Below are 21,854 nucleotides of genomic sequence, written 5' to 3'. Positions count from 1 at the left end.
GTGGTCCCGGTGGCGGTGGCGCACCCGGCGGTCCTCCCGGTGGCGGTTTCCGCGGCCGTCCCGGTGGCGGTGGCGGCGGCGCCCGTGGTCGCGGTGGTGCGGCCGGCGCCTTCGGTCGCCCCGGCGGTGCCCCGCGCAAGGGCCGCAAGTCCAAGCGGCAGAAGCGCCAAGAGTACGACTCGATGCAGGCCCCGACGGTCGGCGGCGTCCGGCTCCCCCGCGGCGAGGGTCAGACGATCCGGCTCGCCCGCGGCGCGTCGCTGTCCGACTTCGCCGACAAGATCGACGCCAATCCGGCCGCCCTGGTCCAGGCGCTGTTCAACCTGGGCGAGATGGTGACCGCGACCGAGTCGGTGAACGACGAGACGCTCGAGCTGCTCGGCTCGGAGATGAACTACGTCGTGCAGGTCGTCAGCCCCGAGGACGAGGACCGCGAGCTCCTGGAGAGCTTCGACCTCACCTACGGCGAGGACGAGGGCGACGAGGACGACCTCGCGTCGCGGCCGCCGGTGGTCACCGTCATGGGCCACGTCGACCACGGTAAGACCCGACTGCTCGACACGATCCGCGAGGAGAACGTCGGCGAGGGCGAGGCCGGCGGCATCACCCAGCACATCGGTGCCTACCAGGTGAACACGAGCCTGAACGGCGAGGACCGCTTGGTGACCTTCATCGACACCCCGGGTCACGAGGCGTTCACCGCCATGCGTGCCCGTGGTGCGAAGGCCACCGACATCGCGATCCTGGTCGTGGCCGCCGACGACGGTGTCATGCCGCAGACGGTCGAGGCCGTGAACCACGCGCAGGCCGCCGACGTGCCGATCGTCGTGGCGGTCAACAAGATCGACAAGGAGGGCGCGGACCCGTCCAAGATCCGCGGCCAGCTCACCGAGTACGGCCTGATTCCCGAGGAGTACGGCGGCGAGACCATGTTCGTCGACATCTCGGCCAAGCAGGGCACGAACATCGACGGGTTGCTCGAGGCGGTCCTGCTCACCGCGGACGCCTCGCTGGACCTGCGGGCCAACCCGGACATGGACGCCCAGGGTGTCGCGATCGAGGCACACCTCGACCGCGGCCGCGGCCCGGTGGCGACCGTGCTCATCCAGCGCGGCACGCTGCGCATCGGCGACTCGGTCGTGGCCGGCGACGCCTACGGGCGCGTGCGGCGCATGGTCGACGAGCACGGTGAGGACGTCGAAGAGGCATTCCCGTCGCGGCCCGTCCAGGTCATCGGCTTCACGTCGGTGCCGGGCGCCGGCGACAACGTGCTGGTCGTCGACGAGGACCGCACCGCCCGCCAGATCGCCGATCGGCGTGCGGCGCGCAAGCGCAACGCGCTGGCGGCGCGCAGCCGCAAGCGGATCAGCCTGGAGGACCTGGATTCGGCGCTGAAGGAGACCAGCCAGCTGAACCTGATCCTCAAGGGCGACAACTCGGGCACCGTGGAGGCGCTCGAGGAGGCCCTGCTCGGCATCGAGATCGACGACGAGGTCTCGCTGCGGGTCATCGACCGCGGCGTCGGCGGCGTCACCGAGACGAACGTCGACCTCGCCGCCGCGTCGGATGCGATCATCATCGGGTTCAACGTGCGCGCCGAGGGCAAGGCCACCGAGCGGGCCAACCGCGAGGGCGTCGAGATCCGGTACTACTCGATCATCTACCAGGCGATCGACGAGATCGAGAGCGCGCTCAAGGGCATGCTCAAGCCGGTGTACGAAGAGGTGGAGCTCGGCCGCGCCGAGATCCGTGCCATCTTCAAGTCGTCCAAGGTCGGCAACATCGCCGGCTGCATGGTCAACGACGGTCTGATCAAGCGCAACGCCAAGGCCCGCCTGCTCCGCGACAGCGTCGTGGTGGCGGAGAACCTGACGATCTCGTCGCTGCGCCGCGAGAAGGACGACGTGACCGAGGTTCGCGACGGCTTCGAGTGCGGTCTGACCCTGACCTACTCGGACATCAAGGTCGGCGACATCATCGAGAGCTACGAGTTGCAGGAGAAGCCGCGCGACTAGGGGAGACCCGACGCGCACGGCTTTTCCGCGAAAGGCGGTTCTCATGGCGGACCCCGCCCGCGCGGCCCGGTTGGCCAAGCGGATCTCGTCGATCGTCGCCTCGGCGATCGGCTCGGGTGAGATCAAGGATCCCCGGCTGGCGCATGTGACGATCACGGATGCCCGCGTGTCCGGCGACTTGCACGACGCCACGCTGTTCTACACGGTGATGGGCGAGTCGATCGACTCGCCGCCGGACTACGAGGGGGCGGCGGCCGCGTTGGCGAAGGCCACCGGCCACCTCCGTTCGCTCGTCGGTGCCGGTACCGGGGTCCGCTTCACGCCGACGCTGGCCTTCCAGCTCGACACCGTGCCCGACGCCGCCCGCCACATGGAGGAGCTGGTGGCACGGGCCCGCGCCAACGACGAGATGGTCGCCCGCCGGGCGGCGGAGGCGAAGCCGGCCGGCGACGCCGACCCGTACCGCGACGACGAGCCGCGCGAGTCCGACCGGTGACGACGGGAGGCGCGGCCCGCGTCGCAGCGGTCCTGTCCGACGCCGACGCCGTCACCATCCTGTGCCACGTCCGGCCGGACCCCGACACCCTGGGCAGCGGATTGGCCCTCGGCCAGGCCCTGGTCGCCCTCGGCAAACGCGTCGAGGTCGCCTATCCGGGCGAGTTGCCGCTCCCGTCGGTCATGGCTGCCCTGCCCGGCAGCGACCTGCTGGTCGCGGCGGGCAAGGTGAGTGGCCACCGGGTCGCGGTCTCGGTCGACGCCGCGACGCTCGGCCGGCTCGAAGGACTCGGCGCGGTCTTCTCGGCCGCCGACGAGCGCATCGTCGTCGACCACCACGTCTCGAACCCGGGCTTCGGCACCCTCGACTTCATCGACCCGTCCTCCGATTGCACCGCCTCGCTGGTCCTGCAGATCATCGACGAGCTGGGCGTCGAGCTCACCGAGCCCATCGCGACCTGCGTGTACGCCGGTCTGGTGACCGACACCGGCTCCTTCAAATGGGCGCGGCCCGCATCCTTCGGAATCGCCGCACGGCTGCTGGAGGCGGGCGTCGACGGCGCCAAGTGGAGCCGCCTGCTGCTCGACAGCCACCCGTTCACCTGGTTCCGCGTGGCCAGTGCCGTCCTCGCCGACGCCGAGCTGGTCGAGTCCGCCTTCGGCGGCGCAGGCCTGGTGTACGCGACGGTGCCGAACGATCTGCTGACGTCGATGGCGTGGGACGAGTCCGAGAGCCTGATCGACCTGGTCCGCACCGCTCGCGACGCCGAGGTCGCCGCCGTCTTCAAGGAATCCGAGCCGGGCGTGTGGAACGTGTCGCTGCGCTCGAAGGAGCGCGTCGACGTCACCCGGGTCGCCCGGGCCTTCGGCGGCGGCGGACACGTGCGGGCATCCGGCTATAGCGCGACCGGCACCGCCGACGAGGTGACCGCCGCGCTGCTGGCCCAGTGCGCCGAATAGCCGACCTCGCGTTCTCCGCGCTGATCGTCCTGATCGCGCCGCCGCTCTACCTGCTGCTCGACCTTGCCGTCGTCGGACGCCTGGGAGCCCGCGAGCTGGCGGCATTGGGTGTCGGGACCCTGGTGTTGGCGGTGCTCAGCACCCAGCTGACCTTCCTCGCCTACGGCACCACCGCGCGCTCGGCGCGGCGGTTCGGCGAGGGCGACCGGGCCGGAGCCGTGGCCGAGGGCGTGCAGGCCACGTGGATCGCGCTGGTCGTCGGCGCGGTGATCGTCCTCCTCGGCTTTCTCGCAGCCCCGTGGATCATGCGGGCCCTGGTCCCCGACGCCGACGTCGCCGCGGACGCGGCGGGGTGGCTGCGGATCGCGATCGTCGGGGTACCGCTGATCCTGGTGTCGATGGCGGGCAACGGCTGGATGCGCGGCATCCAGGAGACGCGCGCGCCGGTGGTCAACGTCGTCGTCGGGCTGTCCCTCGCGGCACTGCTGTGCATCGGCCTGGTGCACGGGGTCGGCCCGCTGCCGCGGCTCGGGTTGAACGGCAGCGCGTGGGCCAACGTCGTCGGCCAGTCGACGACCGGCGCGTTGTTCCTCGCGGCGCTGCTGCGTGAGTCGGCACGGTCGGCGGTCGCGCGCCGACCCGACCGCGCGGTGATCGGCGCGCAGCTGGTCATGGCTCGCGACCTCGTCGCGCGCAGTGCCTCATTCCAGATCTGTTTCGTCTCGGCGGCCGCGGTGGCGGCGCGCTACTCGGTGGCGGCCGTGGCCGCCCACCAGGTCGTCCTGCAGGTGTGGGAGTTCCTGTCCCTGTTGCTCGACTCGCTGGCGATCGCCGCCCAGGCGCTGGTCGGGGCCGCGCTGGGCGCGCGGCAGACCATCGAGGCGCGGATGGTGGCGCGGCGGGTCCTGCGCGCGTCGATGGGCGTCGCGCTCGCGGTGGCGGCCGCATTGGCGGTCGGCGCGTCGACGCTGCCGCGCCTCTTCAACCACGACGCCGACGTCCTGGCGGCCATGACCGTCCCGTGGTGGTTCCTCATCGCGATGCTGCCGATCGCCGGCGCGGTCTTCGCCCTCGACGGGGTGTTGCTCGGTGCGGGGGACGCGGCCTTCCTGCGCACCGCGACCCTGGCCGCCGCGCTGGGGGTCTTCCTGCCGCTGATCTGGGCGTCCCACTTCTTCGGGTGGGGCCTGGCCGGAATCTGGACCGGGCTGTGCGCATTCATGGTCGCCCGACTCGGTGCCGTGTGGTGGCGCTACCGGGGCAACGCCTGGGCGATATAGGTGGGGGAGGCTAACCTCCTGTCGCTTAGGTTATCCTCATCTACATGCTGAAGAACATGTCCATCGCCCTCGCCTGCGGCGCCGTCGCCGCGGGCTCCCTGCTGGCCGCCCCCGCCGAGGCCGCCACGACGACTCGCGTCATCCTCACCCCCGGCCAATCGGTCGGCGGCAAGTCCACGGCGTCGGCCTACGGCCAGATGGCAGACAACCTGACCTCGCGCGGTTTCCCCACCACGGTCCTCGACCTGGCCGGCGAGGACCTGCGCAGCGATGCGCGGGCCATCGCCGGTGCCGTCGAGCGCACCCGCCGGGCCCACCCGCACGATCGCGTGGCGCTGGTCGCCCACAGCATCAGCGGGATCAGCGCCCGCTGGTACCTCAAGGAGATGGGCGGCACCCCCAAGGTCGCGACCTACGTCGCGATCGGCACCGCCCAGTACGGATCGCCCGTCTCGTGCAAGCAGGACATCGCCCGCGAGAACTGCCCGGGCACGCCGTTCCTGGCCAAGCTGAACGCCGGTGACGACACCCCCGGTCCGACGAAGTACTACAGCATCCGCAGCGCGGGCGAGTACGCCACCGGCGACCTCGACGGCGGCCAGTGCCGGGTGACGCCGATCCCGAGCATCGGCCTGCCGCCGGGCTACGACCACACCTTCGAACCGCTCATGAGCCGCTTCTGGGACGCGACCGTGACGTCGCTGCGCGGCAAGTGCGCCGGTCGTTTCGTCACCACGCCGGACGGCGTGCTCAACGGTGAGAACCAGATGCTCCCCGGCGCGCCCGGCTACAAGGCCCCGAAGCGGCGCTGACCATGGGGGAGGCGGTCGACCTCGGCAAGGTCCAGGAAACGCTGCTGATCCCGCTGTACGGTCGCGCCCGCGACGCGCGTCGCAAACGCAGCGTCCTGCACGACACGAGGGCGGCCGAGATCGTCGACGGGCTCGACTACGACTTCTCGACCTTCCGGCTGCCGAACACCCATGGCTCGGTATGGCGGGCCGCGATCTTCGACGGCTTCGTCCGCGATTTCCTCGCCGATCACCCGGACGGGTTCGTCGCGGATCTGGGGTGCGGTCTGTCGACCCGGTTCGATCGGCTCGACAACGGCCGCCTCACCTGGCTCGACATGGACCTCGCCGACACGATCGAACTGCGCCGCAAGTTCGTGTCGGACACGGACCGCTACACGATGCGCGTCGGCTCGATCCTGGACACGGACTGGTACGAGGCGATCGACATGTCGAAGCCGGTCCTGCTCCTCAGTGAGGCGGTGCTCCTGTACTTCCCGTCCGAGCAGGTCACCCCGGTGCTCCAGTCGATCTCGACGGCGTTCGGCGGGGCGTTGTTCGCCTTCGACACGGCCGGCACGCTGATGGTGCAGGGGCAGGACCGGTCGCACCGCGACGTCCCGGCGCAGTTCTACTGGGCGTGTGACGATCCCGCCGACCTGCAGCGGTACGGCTTGACCGTGAAGGAGTCGTACAGCTTCACCGAGCCGCCCGCGGACCTGGCGCGCGGGTGGCCGTTGCTGGACCGCCTGGGCAACAAGGTCGTCGGCCGCTTCCCGATGTCCAAGACCTACCGGTTCAACCTCTTCGAGTGCACGCCCGCGCGGTGACGCGCCTGCCCCGGTCCGGCGCGGGGGCCGCGTGGCACGATGGTCGGCATGGCAACGCTCTGGGCGATCAGTGATCTGCACGTGGCCCATCGGGGCAACGAGCACATCATCGACGACATCCACCCGGCGGCTGCCGACGATTGGCTGATCGTCGCGGGAGACGTCGCCGAACGCACCGACGACATCGCCGACGTGCTGCGCCGGCTGGCGGCGCGCTTCGCCACGGTGATCTGGGTGCCGGGCAACCACGAGCTGTACACCACCGCGAAGGACCCGCTGCAGATCCACGGCGTCGCGCGGTACGACTACCTGGTCCAGGCGGCGCGCGACCTGGGCGTCCTCACCCCCGAGGACATCTACCCGCTCTTCGACCCGGGCAACGGTCGCGAACCGGTGCGCGTGGTGCCGATGTTCCTGCTCTACGACTACACCTTCCGCCCGGCCGGGACGTCGACCTCGCTGCAGGCGCTGGCGGTCGCCCGGGAGCGCAACGTCGTCGCCACGGATGAGTTCCTGCTGTCGCCGGAGCCCTACGGCACCCGCGACGCGTGGGGGCGGGCGCGCATCGAGGCGACCCGGGCACGCCTGGACGCCCTCGACCCGACTGAGAAGACCGTGTTGATCAACCATTGGCCGCTGCGGCGCGAGCCCACCGAGGTGCTCATGTACCCCGAGTTCGCACTGTGGTGCGGCAGCGAGCTGACCGCCGACTGGCACCTGCGCTACAACGCGGCCTGCTGTGTCTACGGGCACCTGCACATTCCGCGCACCACCTACTACGACGGCGTGCGCTTCGAAGAGGTGTCCGTCGGCTACCCGCGCGAATGGAAGCGGCGCGGACTTCCCGAACCGCTGCTTCGCGCCATCGTCCCCGATGCCACGCCCGAGGACCTGTCCGAGCACGGGGCGCGCTTCGAATTGCCGCCCGACTACGAGGAGCGGGCGCAGGCGCTGCGCAAACGGCTCGACGAACGTCGCGAGCGCGCCGAGCAGCGCGCCCGGAAACAGAAGGGAAAGCCGTGACCGATCCGGCACCGCAGATCAGCACGCGGACCATGATCGCGCCCATCCTTCCCAAGGGCATCGCCTCGGCGGAGGCCTTCGGGGATCCCGCCGGCCTGGCGCCGCTGCCGGCCGAGGAGTCCATCATCGGGCGCGCGGTGGAGAAGCGGCGCAAGGAGTTCATCACCGCCCGCAGTTGCGCCCGCGTCGCACTCGGCGAGCTGGGCATCGACCCGGTGCCGATCATGCGCGGCGACAAGGACATGCCGCTGTGGCCGGACGGCGTCGTCGGCAGCATCACGCACACCGCCGGCTATCGGGCCGCGATCGTGGCCTATGCGATGCAGATCCGCTCGCTCGGCATCGACGCCGAACCGCATGAGGCGCTGCCGGACGGGGTGCTGGACCTGACCAGCATCGAGGCAGAGCGCGAGGTTCTGGCCGCGCGGCCGGAGGGATTGCACTGGGACCGGCTGCTGTTCTGCGCCAAGGAGACCACCTACAAGGCCTGGTTCCCGCTGACGCACCGCTGGCTGGGGTTCGAGGACGCGCACATCACCTTCGAGCAGCAGGGCGAGCTCGGCGGCGGGGGAGCGCACGGCACCTTCGTCTCCCGAATCCTGATCGACGGGGCGACCGACGACGGCGGTCCGCCGCTGCTCGAACTGCCCGGTCGGTGGCTCATCGCGCGCGGGTTCATCACGACGACCATCGCCCTGCGGTGACGGCGATGACCGACCACGCGCACCTGGACAAGGCCGGGCTGGTAATCGTCGACAAACCGGCGGGGATCACCAGCCACGACGTCGTCAGCAAGTGCCGCAAGGCGTTCAACACCCGACGCGTCGGCCACGCCGGAACCCTCGACCCGATGGCCACCGGGGTGCTCATCGTCGGCATCGAGCGGGCCACCAAGCTGATGGGGCTGTTGTCGTTGACGACCAAGTCGTACACCGCGACCATCCGTCTGGGCGTCGCCACCGCCACCGACGACGCCGAGGGCGAGGTCACCGCGACGACGTCCGCCGCCGGTGTGCGCGACGAGGAGATCGCCGCGGTCATCGCCACGCTGACCGGCGACATCGCGCAGGTGCCCTCGACGTTCTCGGCGATCAAGGTCGACGGCAAGCGCGCCCACGCCCTGGCGCGCGACGGCGAGGAGTTCGAGCTCGCGCCGCGCCCGGTGACGGTGTCCCGCTTCGACGTCGCCGACACCCGCCGCACCGGGGAGGTCATCGACCTCGACGTCATCGTCGACTGTTCGTCGGGCACCTACATCCGGGCCCTGGCCCGCGACCTGGGGGTGGCGCTCGGCGTCGGCGGTCACCTCACGGCGCTGCGCCGCACGGCCGTCGGGCCGTTCACGCTGGAACACGCGGTGCCGCTGGACGAGCTGGAACACGATCCGCGGTTGAGCCTGCACATCGACGAGGCGGCGCGCATCGCGTTCCCGCACCGCTCGATCAGCGCCGACGAGGCCGAGGGGATCAGCCAGGGGCGCTGGCTCGAGCCGGTCGGGATGAAGGACGTCTACGTCGTCATCGACCCCGACGACCGTCCCATCGCATTGGTGCGGGAGAAGGGCCGCCGCGCGTCGTCGGTCATGGTGGTGCGCCCGGCGACGCTGCGCTGACGGCCACTAGGCTGTCCCCATGACTTCCGACGCCACCGCCGGGGAGCGGTCCGACGACCTGAACGCACTGCTCGAACTGCTCGACGTGCAGCAGCGCGACGAGGACGTGTTCATCGGCCAGCACCCCGAGCAGAAGACCGCGCGCACCTTCGGCGGTCAGCTCCTCGCCCAGGGCGTCGTCGCGGCGACCCGCTCGCTGACCCGGGGCAACCCGCCGGTCCACGCGCTGCACGCCCACTTCATCCGCGGCGGCGACGTGGCCAAGCCGATGGAGTACCACGTCACCCGCCTGCGCGACGGCAAGCCCTTCGCCAACCGGCAGGTCACCGCGCGCCAGGACGGCGAGGACATCTTCACGATGCTCGTCGCCTACCAGGACAACACCAAGGGCCTCGAGCACGCCATTGAGAGCCCGTCGGTGCCGTATCCGGAGGAGCTGCCCGAGCTGGGCGAGCACTTCAAGGGTTACGAGGAACAGATCGCGCTCTTCGTCAACGCGCTGCACCCGATCGACATCCGCTTCGCCAACGACCCGACGTGGAAGGTGCGCGAGGCCGGCGAGAAGCTGCTGAAGAACCGCGTGTGGATGCGCACCGACGGACACCTGCCCGACGATCCGATCTGGCACGTCGCCGCGATGTGTTACGCCTCGGACACCACGGTCCTCGACTCGATCATCACCACCCACGGCCTGTCGTGGGGCATCGACCGCCTGTTCGCGGCCACCGTGAACCACTCGATGTGGTTCCACCGCGAGTTCCGCTTCGACGAGTGGCTGCTGTACGCGACCGAGTCGCCGGTGGCCGCCGGGTCGCGCGGCATCGGCTCCGGCCGCTTCTTCACCCGCGACGGGGTCCTGGCCACGTCCGTGGTCCAGGAAGCGCTCATCAAGTACTTCCCGCCCAAGAACTGATCGCGCCGGTAACCTGGCCCGGACACATTCCCCCACAAGGAGCACTTGCACCGTGGAGCCGCACGACCACAACGATCCCGCGGGCATCCCCGCGCCGCCCACCGGCGAGGCCGCCGGCAGCCCAGTGCCGTCGGTGCCCGGACTCGCGCCGGATCCCGGTGCGCCCGTGGCGACCGACCCCGGTCCGGCACCGCAGCTGTGGCTGACCCCCGGTCCATACCTCCCGCGCCGTGATTGGCAGCGGCGCACCCGCTCGTTGGTCACCGCGGCGACCAGCGTCGGCGGGGCCCTGTGGCTCCTCGGCGTCCTGGCGGTCATCATCGTCGGCATCGTCGTCGGCGCGGTGCTGAAGCACGCGACGTTCACCGGCCACGGCGGCGTGATCGTGAACTGCTCGACCCGCTCCACCGACGGCGGCGCCGTCCTCCAGGGCACCCCGGTGCAGGCGTGGACGGACAAGTCCGAGAAGGTGCTGTACACCGAACTGGAGAAGGTGAAGGTCGTCGAGGTCGCGGACCCGAAGCACCACGGCCAGCGCACCAGCCGTTGCCACCTGCCGTTCAAGCTCGAGGGCGTGCGTCGCGACGCCGCCGGTTACAACCTGCGCATCGGCGACAGCGCCCCCCAGTTCATCACCACCAAGGCACTCAAGGAAGGCGCCTTCGTGCCGGTGGTCCCGGGTGGTGAGCGGTGACCGACGGAACCCTTGATTGGGGGAGCGAGGTCTCCAAGTCCGTCGTCTGGATCCTCTGGGTGTCGGCTGCGGCCTTCGCCTGCCTCGTCATCGTCGGAGCCTTGCTGGCCGTCTACACCAATTGGGGGCGGCAGTACTGGGGCGTGGTCGGCCACTTCTTCACCGAGAAGGAAAGCGCCCCGCTGACGTGGACGTTGGTGGTCGTCCTGCTCGTCCTCTGTATCTTCGGTGTCCGCCTCAACGTGCTCTTCACCTACCAGAGCAAGGAGATGTACGACGCGCTGCAGAATGCCTCCGGCGTGCTCGGAAACTGGAAGAGCGGCCAGGTCCACGACCTCTCGACCGCGATCGAGGCCTCCAAGTCGGCCTTCTGGCATTCGCTCGTGATCTTCGGCATCCTCGCCACCGTCTACATCGCGCGCGGCGTCTTCGAGATGTGGGTCGGCGCTGTCTTCGAGGTGCGAATGCGGACCTGGCTGACCTCCCACGTCAGCCACGACTGGCTGGCCGGCCGGGCCTTCTACCGCAACCGCTTCGTCCCGGTGGAGGACAGCGAAGGCGTCGTCACGATGGGGCCGGACAACCCGGACCAGCGTATTCAGGAGGACATCTCGACACTTGTCACCTGGACCCGGCAGTTCGTCTTCAGTACCGGCGGGTCGGCCACCGGAGGCGTGATCCCGTCGATCGTCACGATGATCACTTTCACGATCATGCTCTGGGGTCTGTCCGGACCGATGGACGTCTTCGGGTACCACCTCGGGCATGCGATGGTGTACCTGCTGATGATGTTCATCCTGGTGGCGACGGTCGTCGCCTTCTGGCTGGGCCGACCGCTGATCCGGTTGAACTTCCTGCGCGACCGCGTCACGGCCAACTTCCGTTTCGGCCTGGTGCGCGTCCTGGAGAACTCCGAGAGCATCGCCCTGTACTCCGGCGAAGAGGTCGAGCAGAAGAATCTGATGACCCGCTTCCGCGCGGTCATCGCGAACTACTGGCGGATCGTCTACCGGCAGCTGCTGTTCTCCGGGTGGAACTGGGGCACCAGCCAGGCCTCGGTGATCCTGCCGTGGCTGGTGCAGGCGGGCCGGTTCTTCACCGGCAGCATCACGCTCGGCCAGCTCTCGCAAACGGCGGGCGCCTTCGGCAACCTGAGCGACTCACTCTCGTTCTTCCGCCTCATGTACGACGACTTCACCAACTTCCGTTCGTCGATCATCCGTCTCGACGGGCTTCGCGACGCGGACGAGAAGGCACGCAAGCTGCCGACGATCGCGACCGCGGATGGTCCGGACGTCGAGTTGAGCGACGTGCAGATCGCGAAGCCGGACGGCACGGTGCTCGTGGACAACCTGTCCCTGCAGCTGGTCCCCGGTGATGCGCTGGTGGTCAAGGGGCGCTCGGGCAGTGGCAAGACGACCCTGTTCCGCGGGCTCTCGGGTCTGTGGCCCTATGCCGACGGGCTGTTCACCCGCCCCGACGAGGGGACCCTGTTCCTCTCCCAGATGCCGTACCTCCCGCTGGCGGACCTGCGGTCGGTGCTCACCTATCCCGCGCCGGCCACGGAGTTCTCCGACGACGAACTGGCCGAGGTGCTGCGCGACGTCTCGCTGCCGCACCTGATCGCCCGACTCGACGAGAACGAGTACTGGGCGAAGGTGCTCTCGCCGGGCGAGCAGCAGCGCGTCGCCTTCGCGCGGATCCTGCTGTCGAAGCCGAAGGTCGTCTTCCTCGACGAGGCGACCTCCGCGGTCGACGAGGGGTTGGAGTACTCGCTGTACGACCTGGTTCGGACCCGGCTGCCGGAAACCATTCTGGTGTCGATCAGTCACCGCAGCACCACCGATCAACACCACACGCAGATGCTGGAACTCAAGGGCGAGGGCGCCTGGGACCTCACGCCGATTCCGGCCAAGGTCTAGTCGCCCGGCACCCCCGAACCGGGGTTTACCAACTCTTTACCCTGATTCCGCGGGAACCGACCCGTCCCCGCGCGGGCCCGACTACGGTTGCGACAAATCATCGATCCACCGCAGGGAGTTCGGGCCATGGCCGACGAGTTGATCACCTATCCGCACGAGTCGGGCACGGCGGTGGCGACGCTGCCGGCCGGCTTCCAAGAGACCATCAAACTGCAGCCCGGCCGGGTCGCGCTGCGCACCGTCGGCGGCAAGGTGGAGATCACCTGGAAGGAATACGGCGAGCGGGTCAGGGCGATCGCCCAGGGGCTGGCGGCGCTCGGCGTCAAACGCGGCGACACCGTCGGCATCATGCTGACCAACCGCCCGGAGTTCCACCTCGTCGACACGGCGGCGCTGCACCTCGGCGCGACGCCGTTCTCGATCTACAACACCAGTTCGCCCGAGCAGGTCGAGTACCTGTTCGGCAATGCCGGCAACTCCGTCGTCATCACCGAGTCGGTGTTCCTGCCGATTCTGCGAGCGGTCAAGTCGGACGTGAAGCACCTCGTCACCGTCGACGGGGCCGAGGGCACGATGGCGCTGTCGGAACTGGAGTCGACGCCGGCGCCCAAGGGATTCGACTTCGAGGCGAGCTGGCGGGCCGTCGAGCCGGAGGACCTGGCGACGCTGATCTACACCTCGGGCACGACCGGCCCGCCCAAGGGTGTCGAGATCACCCACCGCAACATCATCGCCGAGCTCGTCGCCCTGCGCGACATCGTCGAGGTGGGGCTGGAGGACCGCCTGCTGTCCTACCTGCCCGCCGCGCACATCGCCGACCGCGTCTCCAACCACGCGACCAACATGGTCCGCGGACCGCAGATCACCAGCGAGCCCGATCCACGCGCCATCGCCGCGGCGCTACCCGATGTGCGGCCGACCTTCTTCTTCGGGGTGCCGCGCGTGTGGCAGAAGATCAAGGCCGGCATCGAGGCCAAACTGGCCGAGGAGTCCAGCGGCGCCAAGAGCAAGCTCGCCGGTTGGGCGGTCGGTGTCGGCGACAAGGTCGCGGCCCTGCGGCTCGAGGGCAAGTCGCCCAGCGGGCTCCTCGGGATCCAGCACGGCCTCGCCGACAAGCTGGTGCTGTCGAAGGTGCGCGCCGGCATAGGCATGGACGCGATGAGCGTCGCCTCCTCCGGCGCGGCGTCCATCCCGCCGGAGGTGCTCCGCTTCTTCCTCGGGCTGGGTATCCCGGTGCTGGAGGTGTGGGGCATGTCGGAGACCACCGGTGTGTCGACGATGACGTCGGAGGACAACCTGGCGATCGGTACCGTCGGGCGCCCGGTGCGCGGCATGGAGGTCAAGCTCGGCGACGACGGCGAACTGTTCGTGCGTGGACCGGTGGTCATGCGCGGCTATCGCAACGACCCGGAGAAGACCGCGGCCTCCCTCGACGCGGACGGCTGGCTCGCGACCGGCGACGTCGCGCAGATCGGCGCCGATGGGAACGTGACCATCGTCGACCGCAAGAAGGAACTGCTGATCAGCGAGTCGGGCAAGAACCTCGCCCCGACGAACATCGAGAACTCCATCAAGGCGGCCTCGCCGCTGATCGGGCAGATCGTGGCCATCGGTGACGCCAAGCCCTACGTGACGGCGCTCGTGGTGCTCGACCCGGACATGGCGGCGGTGAAGGCACACCAGCACGGCCTCGACGAGACGGACCTCACCGCCATCTCCGCCCACCCGGATGTGGTCGCCGAGGTGAAGGCGGCGGTCCAGGAGGGCAACGCGAAGCTGTCGCGCGTCGAGCAGATCAAGCGGTTCGCGATTGTCGCCGAGCCGTGGGAGCCCGGCGGCGAGGAGCTGACGCCGACGATGAAGCTGCGCCGCAACCCGATCAACACCAAGTACGCCGACGAGATCGTCGCGCTGTACTCCGATCCGATCGGCGACGGGGTCGTCGACCTGCGCTGACGGCTACTTGGCCCGCATCACGATGGCGTTGCCGTCGTGGTCCTGCGTCGTGAACGGCGCCCCGGGGCCGCTCGCGTTGTTCATGGGCGCGGTCTCGGCGCGCTTGTAGACGGTCTTCGCGTCGAGAGCCGCGGCCAGTTCGTCGCGCGTCCGGTTGAACGACGAGTACACGTGCTGCGGCGGGGCGTGCTTGTAGTCGACGTTCTCCCTGCTGAGCGCCGCGGTGAAGACCCATCCGGCGTCGGTCTTCTGCGGCCCGAAGACCCGGCCGTGGTTGTTGTCCTCCTCGAACGGGTGCGTGGAGAAGGCGTGGTCCTTGCGCTCGGGGAGCTGGCTGAGCAGCTGGCCGTCGACGATCCCGCGGTAGCCCGAGCTGTGCCCGGTGCGAGCCGGATAGCCGGCCTTGGTCATCGCGTCGACCAGGCGCGCCTTCGCGTCGTCGGCGTCCTTGGCCCCGGCGTCGACGAAGATGACGTTGATCGGCTCCTGGAACGGTTTGCCGTCGGCGGTCATCCCCAGCCAGTTGGCGATCTTCCCGTCCGGCGCAATCATCCACTGGCCGATCCGGCCGATGTCGCGGACCGGCGTCTCGGCGAGCGCGGTCGGTTGCACCGGTGAGGAGACCGCCGCGCTCAACGACGACGCGTAGGTCGTGTCGTCGTTGGTCGTCGTGCAGGCGACGGTTCCGAGGAGAACGGCGGCGGAGAGTGCGGCGGCGGTCAGCGTGCGATTCATGAGCGAATCGTAACCACGTTCCGCCGCCGCGCACACCGCATGCGCACCGGTCGTCAGGAATCCATCTCCCGCAGGCAGTACCCGATCGAATGCGGCCGGCTGAAGGACCACTTCATGGTGTCGCCGGTGCACACGACGTCCTCCTCGGCCCGCTCGACGAGCCGCGCAACCACGGTGGAGGGTGCCGCCTTGGTGTCGCACCCGACCTTGCGGAAGTCCGGCAGCTTCCCGGCCGGCAGCGGGACCTGGTAGCAGGTCGACACCGCGAGGTTCGGCGTGAGACAGATCTTCTCGCCCTCCCCGTCGAAGTCCAGTGACATGCCCTCGAATAGATACGACGAGGTGTACCGGTCGCAGTCACCGTTGGCGGTGGTCTTGTCGGCCGTGTAGAAGGTGAGTCGGTCCGAGGCACCGCAATCGCGCCTGTGAGCGTCGAACAGCCCGTCGTCGACGGTCAGGCAGTCGCCCACCTCGACGTCGGCCGCCCGGGTGATCGGCGAGCCCACGGGGCCGCACGCGGCGATGAGGCCGAGTGCGGCCGCGCAGGCCGTGACCGCCACGGCGCTGCGGACGAGTCCGAGCGGCGCGCCGTTGGTTCCGGGGTCGGCGTCGCTCACGCCACCACCTCTTTGAGGCAGTAACCGATCGACTCGGGCTTGTCGAAGGACCACTTGGTCTGCTCCTCGGTGCAGGCGATGTTCGCCCCGGCGCGCGTCTCCAACTGGGCGATCACCGTCGAGCCGACGGCCCGCGCGTCACAGTCGACCTTGCGGTAGTCCGCCAGGCGGCCACCCGGGATCGGGATCTGGTAGCAGTTGGCCGCGGCGAAGTTGGGCGTCATGCAGAGCTTGTTCGCCTCCTTGTCGAAGTTCAGCGTCGCGGAGTTGCTGCCGCTGCACGACCCGCTGGTCGGAACGGTCTCGGCGGCGTAGAAGGTCAGCTCGCCGTCGGTGTCGCAATCGCTCTTGCTGGCGTCGACCTTGGTCTTGCCGATTCCGCCGTCGATGGTCAGGCACTCGCCGGCGGCGATGTCGGAGGCCTTGTGGATGGGTGTCGAGCCGACCGAGACGTGGCAGGCGGTGCCGAACAGGGCGAGCCCGGCGCAGGCCGCCACGGCGGCGGTGCGGCGGACGAGTGTGGAGGTGTGCTGGGTGGTCATGGTGATTCCTTCGTGCTGTGTTGAATGGGACGCGGTAAGGCTCGCGCCGCCCGCTTGGACCCGCCTTGGAGACCGCTTGGCCACCCGATCAGCGGCCGAATCCACCCGTCCGGTGGGAATGACGTGCGACGATCGACGGGTGAGTGATCAGGCCGTGGAGACGTCGGAGCGGCTCGGATCCGGGCCGTGGGACGCGCAGGAGACCGAGTACGACTATCGCGTCGAGGAGATCGGCGGCACGATGCCCGAGGCGCTGCGCGGTGTGTTGTACCGGATCGGACCCGGGCGCCTGCAGGTCGGCGGGCAGCGTCTCGGCCACATCTTCGACGGCGATGGGATGGTGTCCCGGTTCGAGATCGGGCCCGACGGTGTCGGTTTTCGCAACCGGTATGTGCGCACCCGCCACTTCGCCAAGGCGTCGCCGTCGTGGATCGGGCGCGGGATCGGCACCCAGCGGCCCGGCGGCTTCCTGGCCAACGCGTTTCGCATGCCATCGAACGTGTCCAACACGAATGTCGTGTCGCACGCGGGTGGACTGTTCTCGCTGTGGGAGGGCGGTCGTCCCTACCGGTTGGACCCCGAATCGCTGGAGACCGTCGGGCGGGAGAACTTCGACGGGACGTTGAAGCTGCTGGGCGCCTTCTCCGCGCACCCGAAGATCGACCCGGTGACCGGGGAGATGTTCAACTTCGGCATCGAGGTGTTCCCGCGGCCGATGCTGCGCACCTATCGCCGCGATCGGCACGGCAAGATGACCAGTCTTGCGACCGTGCCCGTGCCGCGACCGGTCTTCTGCCACGACTTCGCCCTGACGGACAAGAACCTGGTGTTCCTGGTGGACCCGTTGGTGTTCGCACGGCCGGTGTCGGCGCTGCTGGGCCTGGACTCGATCGACCACTGCCTGGATTTCCGGCGCCAGCAGGGGACCAGGGTGGCGCTGGTGCCGCGCGACGGGGGCAAGGCGCGCATCGTCGACACCGAGGCGATGTTCCACTTCCACGCGACCAACGCCTACGAGGACGGCGACGACGTCGTCGTGGAGGTCGTGGCCCACGACCCGGAGCAGGCGTGGTCGCCGTGGAACGAGGCAGTGCGCGACTACGAGAACAACGTGAGTGCTGCCTTCGGCGGGCGGATCGAGCGGATCCGGATCAGCGGCAACCGGGTCACCCGCGAGCGCCTCGCCGACATCGACTGCGAGTTCCCGCAGCTCGACCACCGCTACGAGGGGCGCGCGCACCCGGTGACCTATGCCGCGGCGTCGTCGATCCCGGGCGGCGACCCCGATTCACTCATCAGCGTCGGGCACGGTGACGGGGCACAGGAGATGTTCACCGTCGCATCGGGGCACACGGTGTGCGAGCCGGTGTTCGCCGCCGACCCCGAGCGGGACGGCGGGGGATGGTTGCTGTCGGTCGAGCACGTCGCCGACCAGGCGCGATCGCGGCTGCTGGTCCTGGACTCCGAGCACCTGGCCGATGGGCCCATCGCCACGGCCGAACTCACCCATCACATCCCGATGGGCTTTCACGGCACCTTCGTGCCGGCCCGCTGACCGTCCTCAGGCGTAGGCGGCGACGAACCGCAGCCGAGCGTGCTGCGCCTTGGCGGCGGAACGGAAGTTGGCCATCGCACGCTTCATGTGGAAGCCGTTGGTCACGATGACCGCGCCGTCGGCGCCCATCGCCTTGAGCATGCGGACGGTGAAGGCGGCGTTCTGCACGGTGCTGCGCGATCGACCCTCGTTGACCATCTGGTGGGGCGGGATGCCGCGCTGGAGCAGGCCGACGTTCATGAACTGGGCCTCGGAGACCGGCAGCCACCACGTCTCACCACCGGACACGATGATCCGGTTGAACGGGTGGGTGCGGCCCAGTGCGGCGGCGCGGTGCAGGCGCTGGTTCAAGATGGCCGGCGTCTGGCCGAAGGTGCCGGGCTTGGCACCGAGTACGACGATGTACCGGCCGGCCGGGTTCTGCCAGAGGAAGGTGCCCGCGGGACCGAAGGCGTCGTTGCCGGTGCTGCCGAAATCCATGCTGCCGGAGGATCCGGGTCCCGCCGGGGCGGCCTGGGCGGCGGTGGCGCCGAGCAGCCCCGACACCAGGGTTGCCACGGCGATGAGGGCAGCAGAAAACATCAGTCGCAAACGCATGGGCGCGAGTGTAGTGACGATTCTTGGCAATTCCCTGGGCGCGAGGCCGTGGTGTCGATCCTGGAATGCGAGTGTGTCGAATCCGAGATGTGACGTCAGCCGAAGGTCAGCGAGTACGCCGCGAGTCCCGGCGACAGGGCGATCGACACCGTCGACGCGCGCGAGGTCGGGTTGCTGGCCACCGTCCGGATATCGGGCGGGCCGGACACCTCGACGGTGCGCGTGCGCCCGCCCTCGGTGATGGTCAGCGTGCCGGTCCCCGCGACGTTGAGGTACACCTCACGAGCCCGGTAGGACAGGCGGATCGCCGCACCGGGTCCGGCGGTGATCGCCTCCTCGGACAGGGTCCACGGACCGGTCAGCCGGTAGTGGTGCAGCGCGGGCTCGCCGTCGTCGTCGAAGGTGCTCTCGCCGTCGACGTAGGCCCCCCGGCCGTCGTACATCTGTTGTTTGGCGGTGCCGAAGTACGTCTCCGGGGTGCGCTGACGGTCGGTCGGCGTCGCGTCGCGGACCTGGGTCGGCGCCGGCAGTACGACGCCCGGGTTGGCCGCCGTCAGCAGCGCCCGAATGTCCACCTCCTTCTGGTCGTAGTCGCCCTCGCCGAGACTGACGTGGCGGATGACGCCGGTCGCGTCGATCAGGTACCCCGCCGGCCATGCGACGTTCTGGTAGGCCTTCCACGTCCCGTAGTCGTTGTCGACGGCGAGCGGGAAGGTCAGGCCGAGCTTGGCCGCACCGGCGGCGATGTTGTCGGTGTCGTGCTCGAAGGCGTACTCGGGCGTGTGCACGCCGACGACTCGCAGGCCCGACGACTCGTAACGCTTCCACCAGGCCTGTACGTGGGGGAGGGAGCGCTGGCAGTTGATGCAGGAGTAGGCCCAGAACTCCACCAGCACGACCTTCCCGCGCAGATCGGCCATCGTGACCGGCGGACCGTTCAACCACTGGGAGATGCCGGTGAACTCGGGTGCGCGGCCACAGTCGTCGAGCCCGTCGTCGACGCCGTTGTAGGCGCCCTCCTGGCAGGTGCGCAGCGAGCCGTTGCCCGCCGCGAGGGGCACGTTGATGCGCGTGGTGAGCGGAGCGGCGAGCGACTTGGTGTAGTCGGGGATGCGGCGCCCGATGGCCCCGGTGACGTCGAAGATCAGGGCGATGGCGAGCGCGATCACGGTCGCGCCCGCGATGCCGCGGACCAGGCGCTGGTGCTGTTGGAGGCCGCGGACCCGGTCGGTGAGCTTGTTCCCGGCGAGTGCGACGGCCAGCAGCGGGATGGCGACGCCGGCGGCGAAGGCGACGGTCAACAGGATGGTCTGCGTCCCGATGGTGCCGGTCGCGCCGGCCACCGCGATCGCGGCCAACACGGGCCCAGCGCAGGGCACGAACACCGCACCGAGGGCCAAGCCGAGGAGGAATCCGCCGAGCGCGCCGGAATCCTTGGTCGCGACCTGGCGTTGCGGGATCCAGGCGAACGCCCGCTCCAGCAGGCGCTCGACCGGCGGCACCAGCATCGACACGCCGAGCAGCACGAGGGCGCCGAGCCCGAGCCAGCGCAGCAGCGAGGACGGCAGGTGCAGCGCGGCGAGCAGCAGCGTGCCGAACAGCGTGATGAGGGCGAAGCTCAGGGTGAGCCCGGCGACGATCGCGACTGCGCGCGAGCGAGACCCCGTCGACGAGGCCCCGCCGAGCAGGATGACCGGCAGCACGGGCAGCACGCACGGCGAGACGCCCGCGAGGAGTCCGCCGACGAAGCCGACCAGCAGGAGCGTCACGTCACCAGGTCGTGCCGTTCATCCCCGGGATCACGCAACGCCCGGTGCGGTCGACGCGGCCGATGACCATCGAGTCGTAGCCGGTGCACGAGGAGTTGATCGGCGCGCACGTGCCGATGGTCGTGGTCACCTTGTTGTCTCCGCACGGCGTCCCCATCTTGGGTGCCGCGTTGGCGGGGGAGCCCAGCCCGCCGATCCCGGTGATGGTCGCGGCGACGGCCGCGGCCGTGACGAGACCGCAGGTGATTGGCTGTAGGGAGAGGGACATCGTTGCCTCCAAGGTGGTTGAGCCCCCGACCACCTCAAGCCTACGCCGATTGTGATGTGTGTCTTACCCGGCCTTAAGGATTCTCGCCGCCCACTTCCCGATGGCGACGTGCGGTGCGTGCGTATGCCGCGGATAATCTCGGTCATCACCGAGGCGTCGGCGACACAGAGCTCGACTCCGCGGACTCGCAGTTGCGGATCGACCACCGACGCCTCCTCCGCGCGGCGCCGGTGGGGCTTTGGCACTCGTGGGTATTGCCCACATCGCGCAGAGCGTCTATTGGATCGATGCCAGCGAGTAGAGGACCAAGTACGCGATTGCAATAGCAGATGTCGCCGCGGCGGCCGTGATGATCGCGACCATTGTGCTGGTCAATTGGTTGACTCTGACCCACGCCTTGGGCTAGCGATGAGGGGGGCGTAGTTCCTCAATCGCTGTACGTGCTTCCTTAACCTGGCGTAGCTTGATTAGCACATAGTCCAGAGCCGTTGACTCGCTGTCAAATGTCTGTATCGTCGACTCAATCGGTTGGTCTCTTTCATCGACGAGGGAAACGCGCCATTCTTTGCCCACGCTATCCATGACAACGGCGTCGCCATGTAGTGTGCCTTGCCCCTCAATTACCGGGTTATCGAGACCTTCGGCTTGTACGATAACTCTTAGTTCTCCACGATCCATTATTTAATCTCCTTAATCCCTTATAGACTGATGCTACGTCAGCTGGAGAGTGCTTCCACTCGTATTGGTGAGATAGTCGAGGATTCTCATAGTAGGGAAGTGAGCACGTCGGATATGGAAAACGCTTTCCGCCTGGCATGGGCGAGACGTACCGACCATTACTGTCGCCATAGCGATCAAAACGATCACCTGCTTTCGGGACAGCCTTCGACTTTATTGGATTGCCACTAGCATCCAGTTCGAATCCGTTATAGGGGGCCGGCGACCAATCAATCTCACCGTTTGGCCTGAGGGTTTCCGGCCTCGGCAGCAGTCTTGGATGGGCGTGGGCGATGTCGTCGGCGTGTCGGGCGACTTTGGCCAGTGCGTGTCGGCCGAGTGCGGAGCGGGCGGTGGTGGAGGCGGCGTGGGCGCTTGAGGCGATGCGTTCGGTGGCGTCGGCGACCCGGGGGAGGCTTTCGCGCCGGCTTTGAGCACTGATCCGCCTTTGACGGGGGCGATGAGCATGGCGACGCCGAAGCCGGTGCGTCCGGCGAGTTCGGCTTTGTCGACGTCGGGGTTGGCGAAGTCGCGGAAGTCGACGCCGACGAACAGGTTGGTCG

Annotated in this window: 20 protein-coding genes and 2 pseudogenes; 14 read left to right on the top strand and 8 right to left on the bottom strand. The window is 69.0% G+C overall.

Translation table 11 applies throughout. The annotated features are described in order from the left end of the window. The 13 genes from infB to QM634_RS10250 all read left to right on the top strand — a co-directional run. Nucleotides 1–2,015 (top strand): translation initiation factor IF-2 (infB, locus tag QM634_RS10310; protein WP_415042693.1); only part of this gene is annotated, 2,015 nt, incomplete at its 5' end. A 43-nt stretch (nucleotides 2,016–2,058) separates the two neighbouring features. Further along, nucleotides 2,059–2,511 carry a 30S ribosome-binding factor RbfA gene (gene rbfA, locus QM634_RS10305; RefSeq protein ID WP_415042692.1) on the top strand — a complete coding sequence of 151 codons (453 nt, stop codon included), beginning with the start codon at nucleotides 2,059–2,061 and terminating at the stop codon, nucleotides 2,509–2,511. Then, nucleotides 2,508–3,470: a DHH family phosphoesterase gene (locus tag QM634_RS10300; RefSeq protein ID WP_415042691.1), complete on the top strand. Its 963-nt coding sequence runs from the start codon at nucleotides 2,508–2,510 to the stop codon at nucleotides 3,468–3,470. Before rbfA ends, QM634_RS10300 begins: the two co-directional genes overlap by 4 nt. Continuing rightward, entirely contained in the window at nucleotides 3,458–4,750 is a 1,293-nt protein-coding gene (locus tag QM634_RS10295; RefSeq protein WP_415042690.1) for an MATE family efflux transporter, read from the top strand. Before QM634_RS10300 ends, QM634_RS10295 begins: the two co-directional genes overlap by 13 nt. 44 nt (nucleotides 4,751–4,794) lie before the next feature. After that, nucleotides 4,795–5,562 (top strand): esterase/lipase family protein, encoded by a 768-nt coding sequence (locus tag QM634_RS10290; RefSeq protein ID WP_415042689.1) that lies wholly within the window; start codon nucleotides 4,795–4,797, stop codon nucleotides 5,560–5,562. Between the two features lie 2 nt (nucleotides 5,563–5,564). Then, on the top strand, nucleotides 5,565–6,371 hold the full coding sequence (locus QM634_RS10285; protein ID WP_415042688.1) for a class I SAM-dependent methyltransferase: 807 nt from the start codon (nucleotides 5,565–5,567) through the stop codon (nucleotides 6,369–6,371). Nucleotides 6,372–6,419: 48 nt separating this feature from the next. After that, nucleotides 6,420–7,394 carry a metallophosphoesterase family protein gene (locus tag QM634_RS10280; protein WP_415042687.1) on the top strand — a complete coding sequence of 325 codons (975 nt, stop codon included), beginning with the start codon at nucleotides 6,420–6,422 and terminating at the stop codon, nucleotides 7,392–7,394. A gap of 32 nt (nucleotides 7,395–7,426) precedes the next feature. Further along, nucleotides 7,427–8,098, top strand: coding sequence for a 4'-phosphopantetheinyl transferase family protein (locus QM634_RS10275; RefSeq protein WP_415042694.1), 672 nt, complete (start codon nucleotides 7,427–7,429; stop codon nucleotides 8,096–8,098). 5 nt (nucleotides 8,099–8,103) lie between these two features. Beyond that, nucleotides 8,104–9,006: a tRNA pseudouridine(55) synthase TruB gene (gene truB, locus QM634_RS10270; protein WP_415042686.1), complete on the top strand. Its 903-nt coding sequence runs from the start codon at nucleotides 8,104–8,106 to the stop codon at nucleotides 9,004–9,006. 19 nt (nucleotides 9,007–9,025) lie between these two features. Continuing rightward, the gene (locus tag QM634_RS10265; protein ID WP_415042685.1) at nucleotides 9,026–9,919 is read left to right on the top strand and encodes an acyl-CoA thioesterase; all 894 of its coding nucleotides are present in this window, start codon (nucleotides 9,026–9,028) and stop codon (nucleotides 9,917–9,919) included. Between the two features lie 52 nt (nucleotides 9,920–9,971). After that, entirely contained in the window at nucleotides 9,972–10,613 is a 642-nt protein-coding gene (locus QM634_RS10260; RefSeq protein WP_415042684.1) for a hypothetical protein, read from the top strand. Further along, nucleotides 10,610–12,535 carry an ABC transporter ATP-binding protein/permease gene (locus QM634_RS10255; protein ID WP_415042683.1) on the top strand — a complete coding sequence of 642 codons (1,926 nt, stop codon included), beginning with the start codon at nucleotides 10,610–10,612 and terminating at the stop codon, nucleotides 12,533–12,535. The genes QM634_RS10260 and QM634_RS10255 overlap by 4 nt, the downstream gene beginning before the upstream one ends. 126 nt (nucleotides 12,536–12,661) lie before the next feature. After that, nucleotides 12,662–14,491 carry an AMP-dependent synthetase/ligase gene (locus QM634_RS10250; RefSeq protein ID WP_415042682.1) on the top strand — a complete coding sequence of 610 codons (1,830 nt, stop codon included), beginning with the start codon at nucleotides 12,662–12,664 and terminating at the stop codon, nucleotides 14,489–14,491. 3 nt (nucleotides 14,492–14,494) lie between these two features. On the opposite strand, the gene QM634_RS10245 is transcribed toward QM634_RS10250, so the two are convergent. From QM634_RS10245 to QM634_RS10235, 3 genes are read right to left on the bottom strand one after another with little or no spacing between them, the layout of a single operon-like run. Then, nucleotides 14,495–15,226 (bottom strand): hypothetical protein, encoded by a 732-nt coding sequence (locus QM634_RS10245; protein ID WP_415042681.1) that lies wholly within the window; start codon nucleotides 15,224–15,226, stop codon nucleotides 14,495–14,497. Nucleotides 15,227–15,279: 53 nt separating this feature from the next. Then, nucleotides 15,280–15,843: a pyridine nucleotide-disulfide oxidoreductase gene (locus tag QM634_RS10240; RefSeq protein WP_415042680.1), complete on the bottom strand. Its 564-nt coding sequence runs from the start codon at nucleotides 15,841–15,843 to the stop codon at nucleotides 15,280–15,282. After that, nucleotides 15,840–16,385: a pyridine nucleotide-disulfide oxidoreductase gene (locus QM634_RS10235; protein WP_415042679.1), complete on the bottom strand. Its 546-nt coding sequence runs from the start codon at nucleotides 16,383–16,385 to the stop codon at nucleotides 15,840–15,842. Before QM634_RS10235 ends, QM634_RS10240 begins: the two co-directional genes overlap by 4 nt. Before the next feature lie 139 nt (nucleotides 16,386–16,524). On the opposite strand from QM634_RS10235, the gene QM634_RS10230 reads away from it, so the two are divergent. Beyond that, nucleotides 16,525–17,940: a carotenoid oxygenase family protein gene (locus tag QM634_RS10230; protein ID WP_415042678.1), complete on the top strand. Its 1,416-nt coding sequence runs from the start codon at nucleotides 16,525–16,527 to the stop codon at nucleotides 17,938–17,940. A gap of 6 nt (nucleotides 17,941–17,946) precedes the next feature. On the opposite strand, the gene QM634_RS10225 is transcribed toward QM634_RS10230, so the two are convergent. The 5 genes and pseudogenes from QM634_RS10225 to QM634_RS10205 form a co-directional block, all read right to left on the bottom strand. Further along, on the bottom strand, nucleotides 17,947–18,537 hold the full coding sequence (locus QM634_RS10225; protein WP_415042677.1) for a YdcF family protein: 591 nt from the start codon (nucleotides 18,535–18,537) through the stop codon (nucleotides 17,947–17,949). 95 nt (nucleotides 18,538–18,632) lie between these two features. Further along, nucleotides 18,633–20,306, bottom strand: a complete 1,674-nt coding sequence (locus QM634_RS10220; protein ID WP_415042676.1) for a cytochrome c biogenesis protein CcdA — start codon at nucleotides 20,304–20,306, stop codon at nucleotides 18,633–18,635. Nucleotide 20,307: 1 nt separating this feature from the next. After that, nucleotides 20,308–20,574 carry a hypothetical protein gene (locus QM634_RS10215; RefSeq protein WP_415042675.1) on the bottom strand — a complete coding sequence of 89 codons (267 nt, stop codon included), beginning with the start codon at nucleotides 20,572–20,574 and terminating at the stop codon, nucleotides 20,308–20,310. 63 nt (nucleotides 20,575–20,637) lie between these two features. Then, nucleotides 20,638–20,804: pseudogene (locus QM634_RS10210) on the bottom strand (GMC oxidoreductase); the annotation flags it as partial. 661 nt (nucleotides 20,805–21,465) lie between these two features. Next, a pseudogene (locus tag QM634_RS10205) lies at nucleotides 21,466–21,854 on the bottom strand (hypothetical protein); the annotation flags it as partial.

The sequence above is a fragment of the Gordonia sp. (in: high G+C Gram-positive bacteria) genome (genome assembly GCF_047606305.1).
Taxonomy (GTDB): domain Bacteria; phylum Actinomycetota; class Actinomycetes; order Mycobacteriales; family Mycobacteriaceae; genus Gordonia.
Note: the sequence above shows the minus strand (reverse complement) of the source record. Positions and strands in the feature narration are given on the sequence as shown.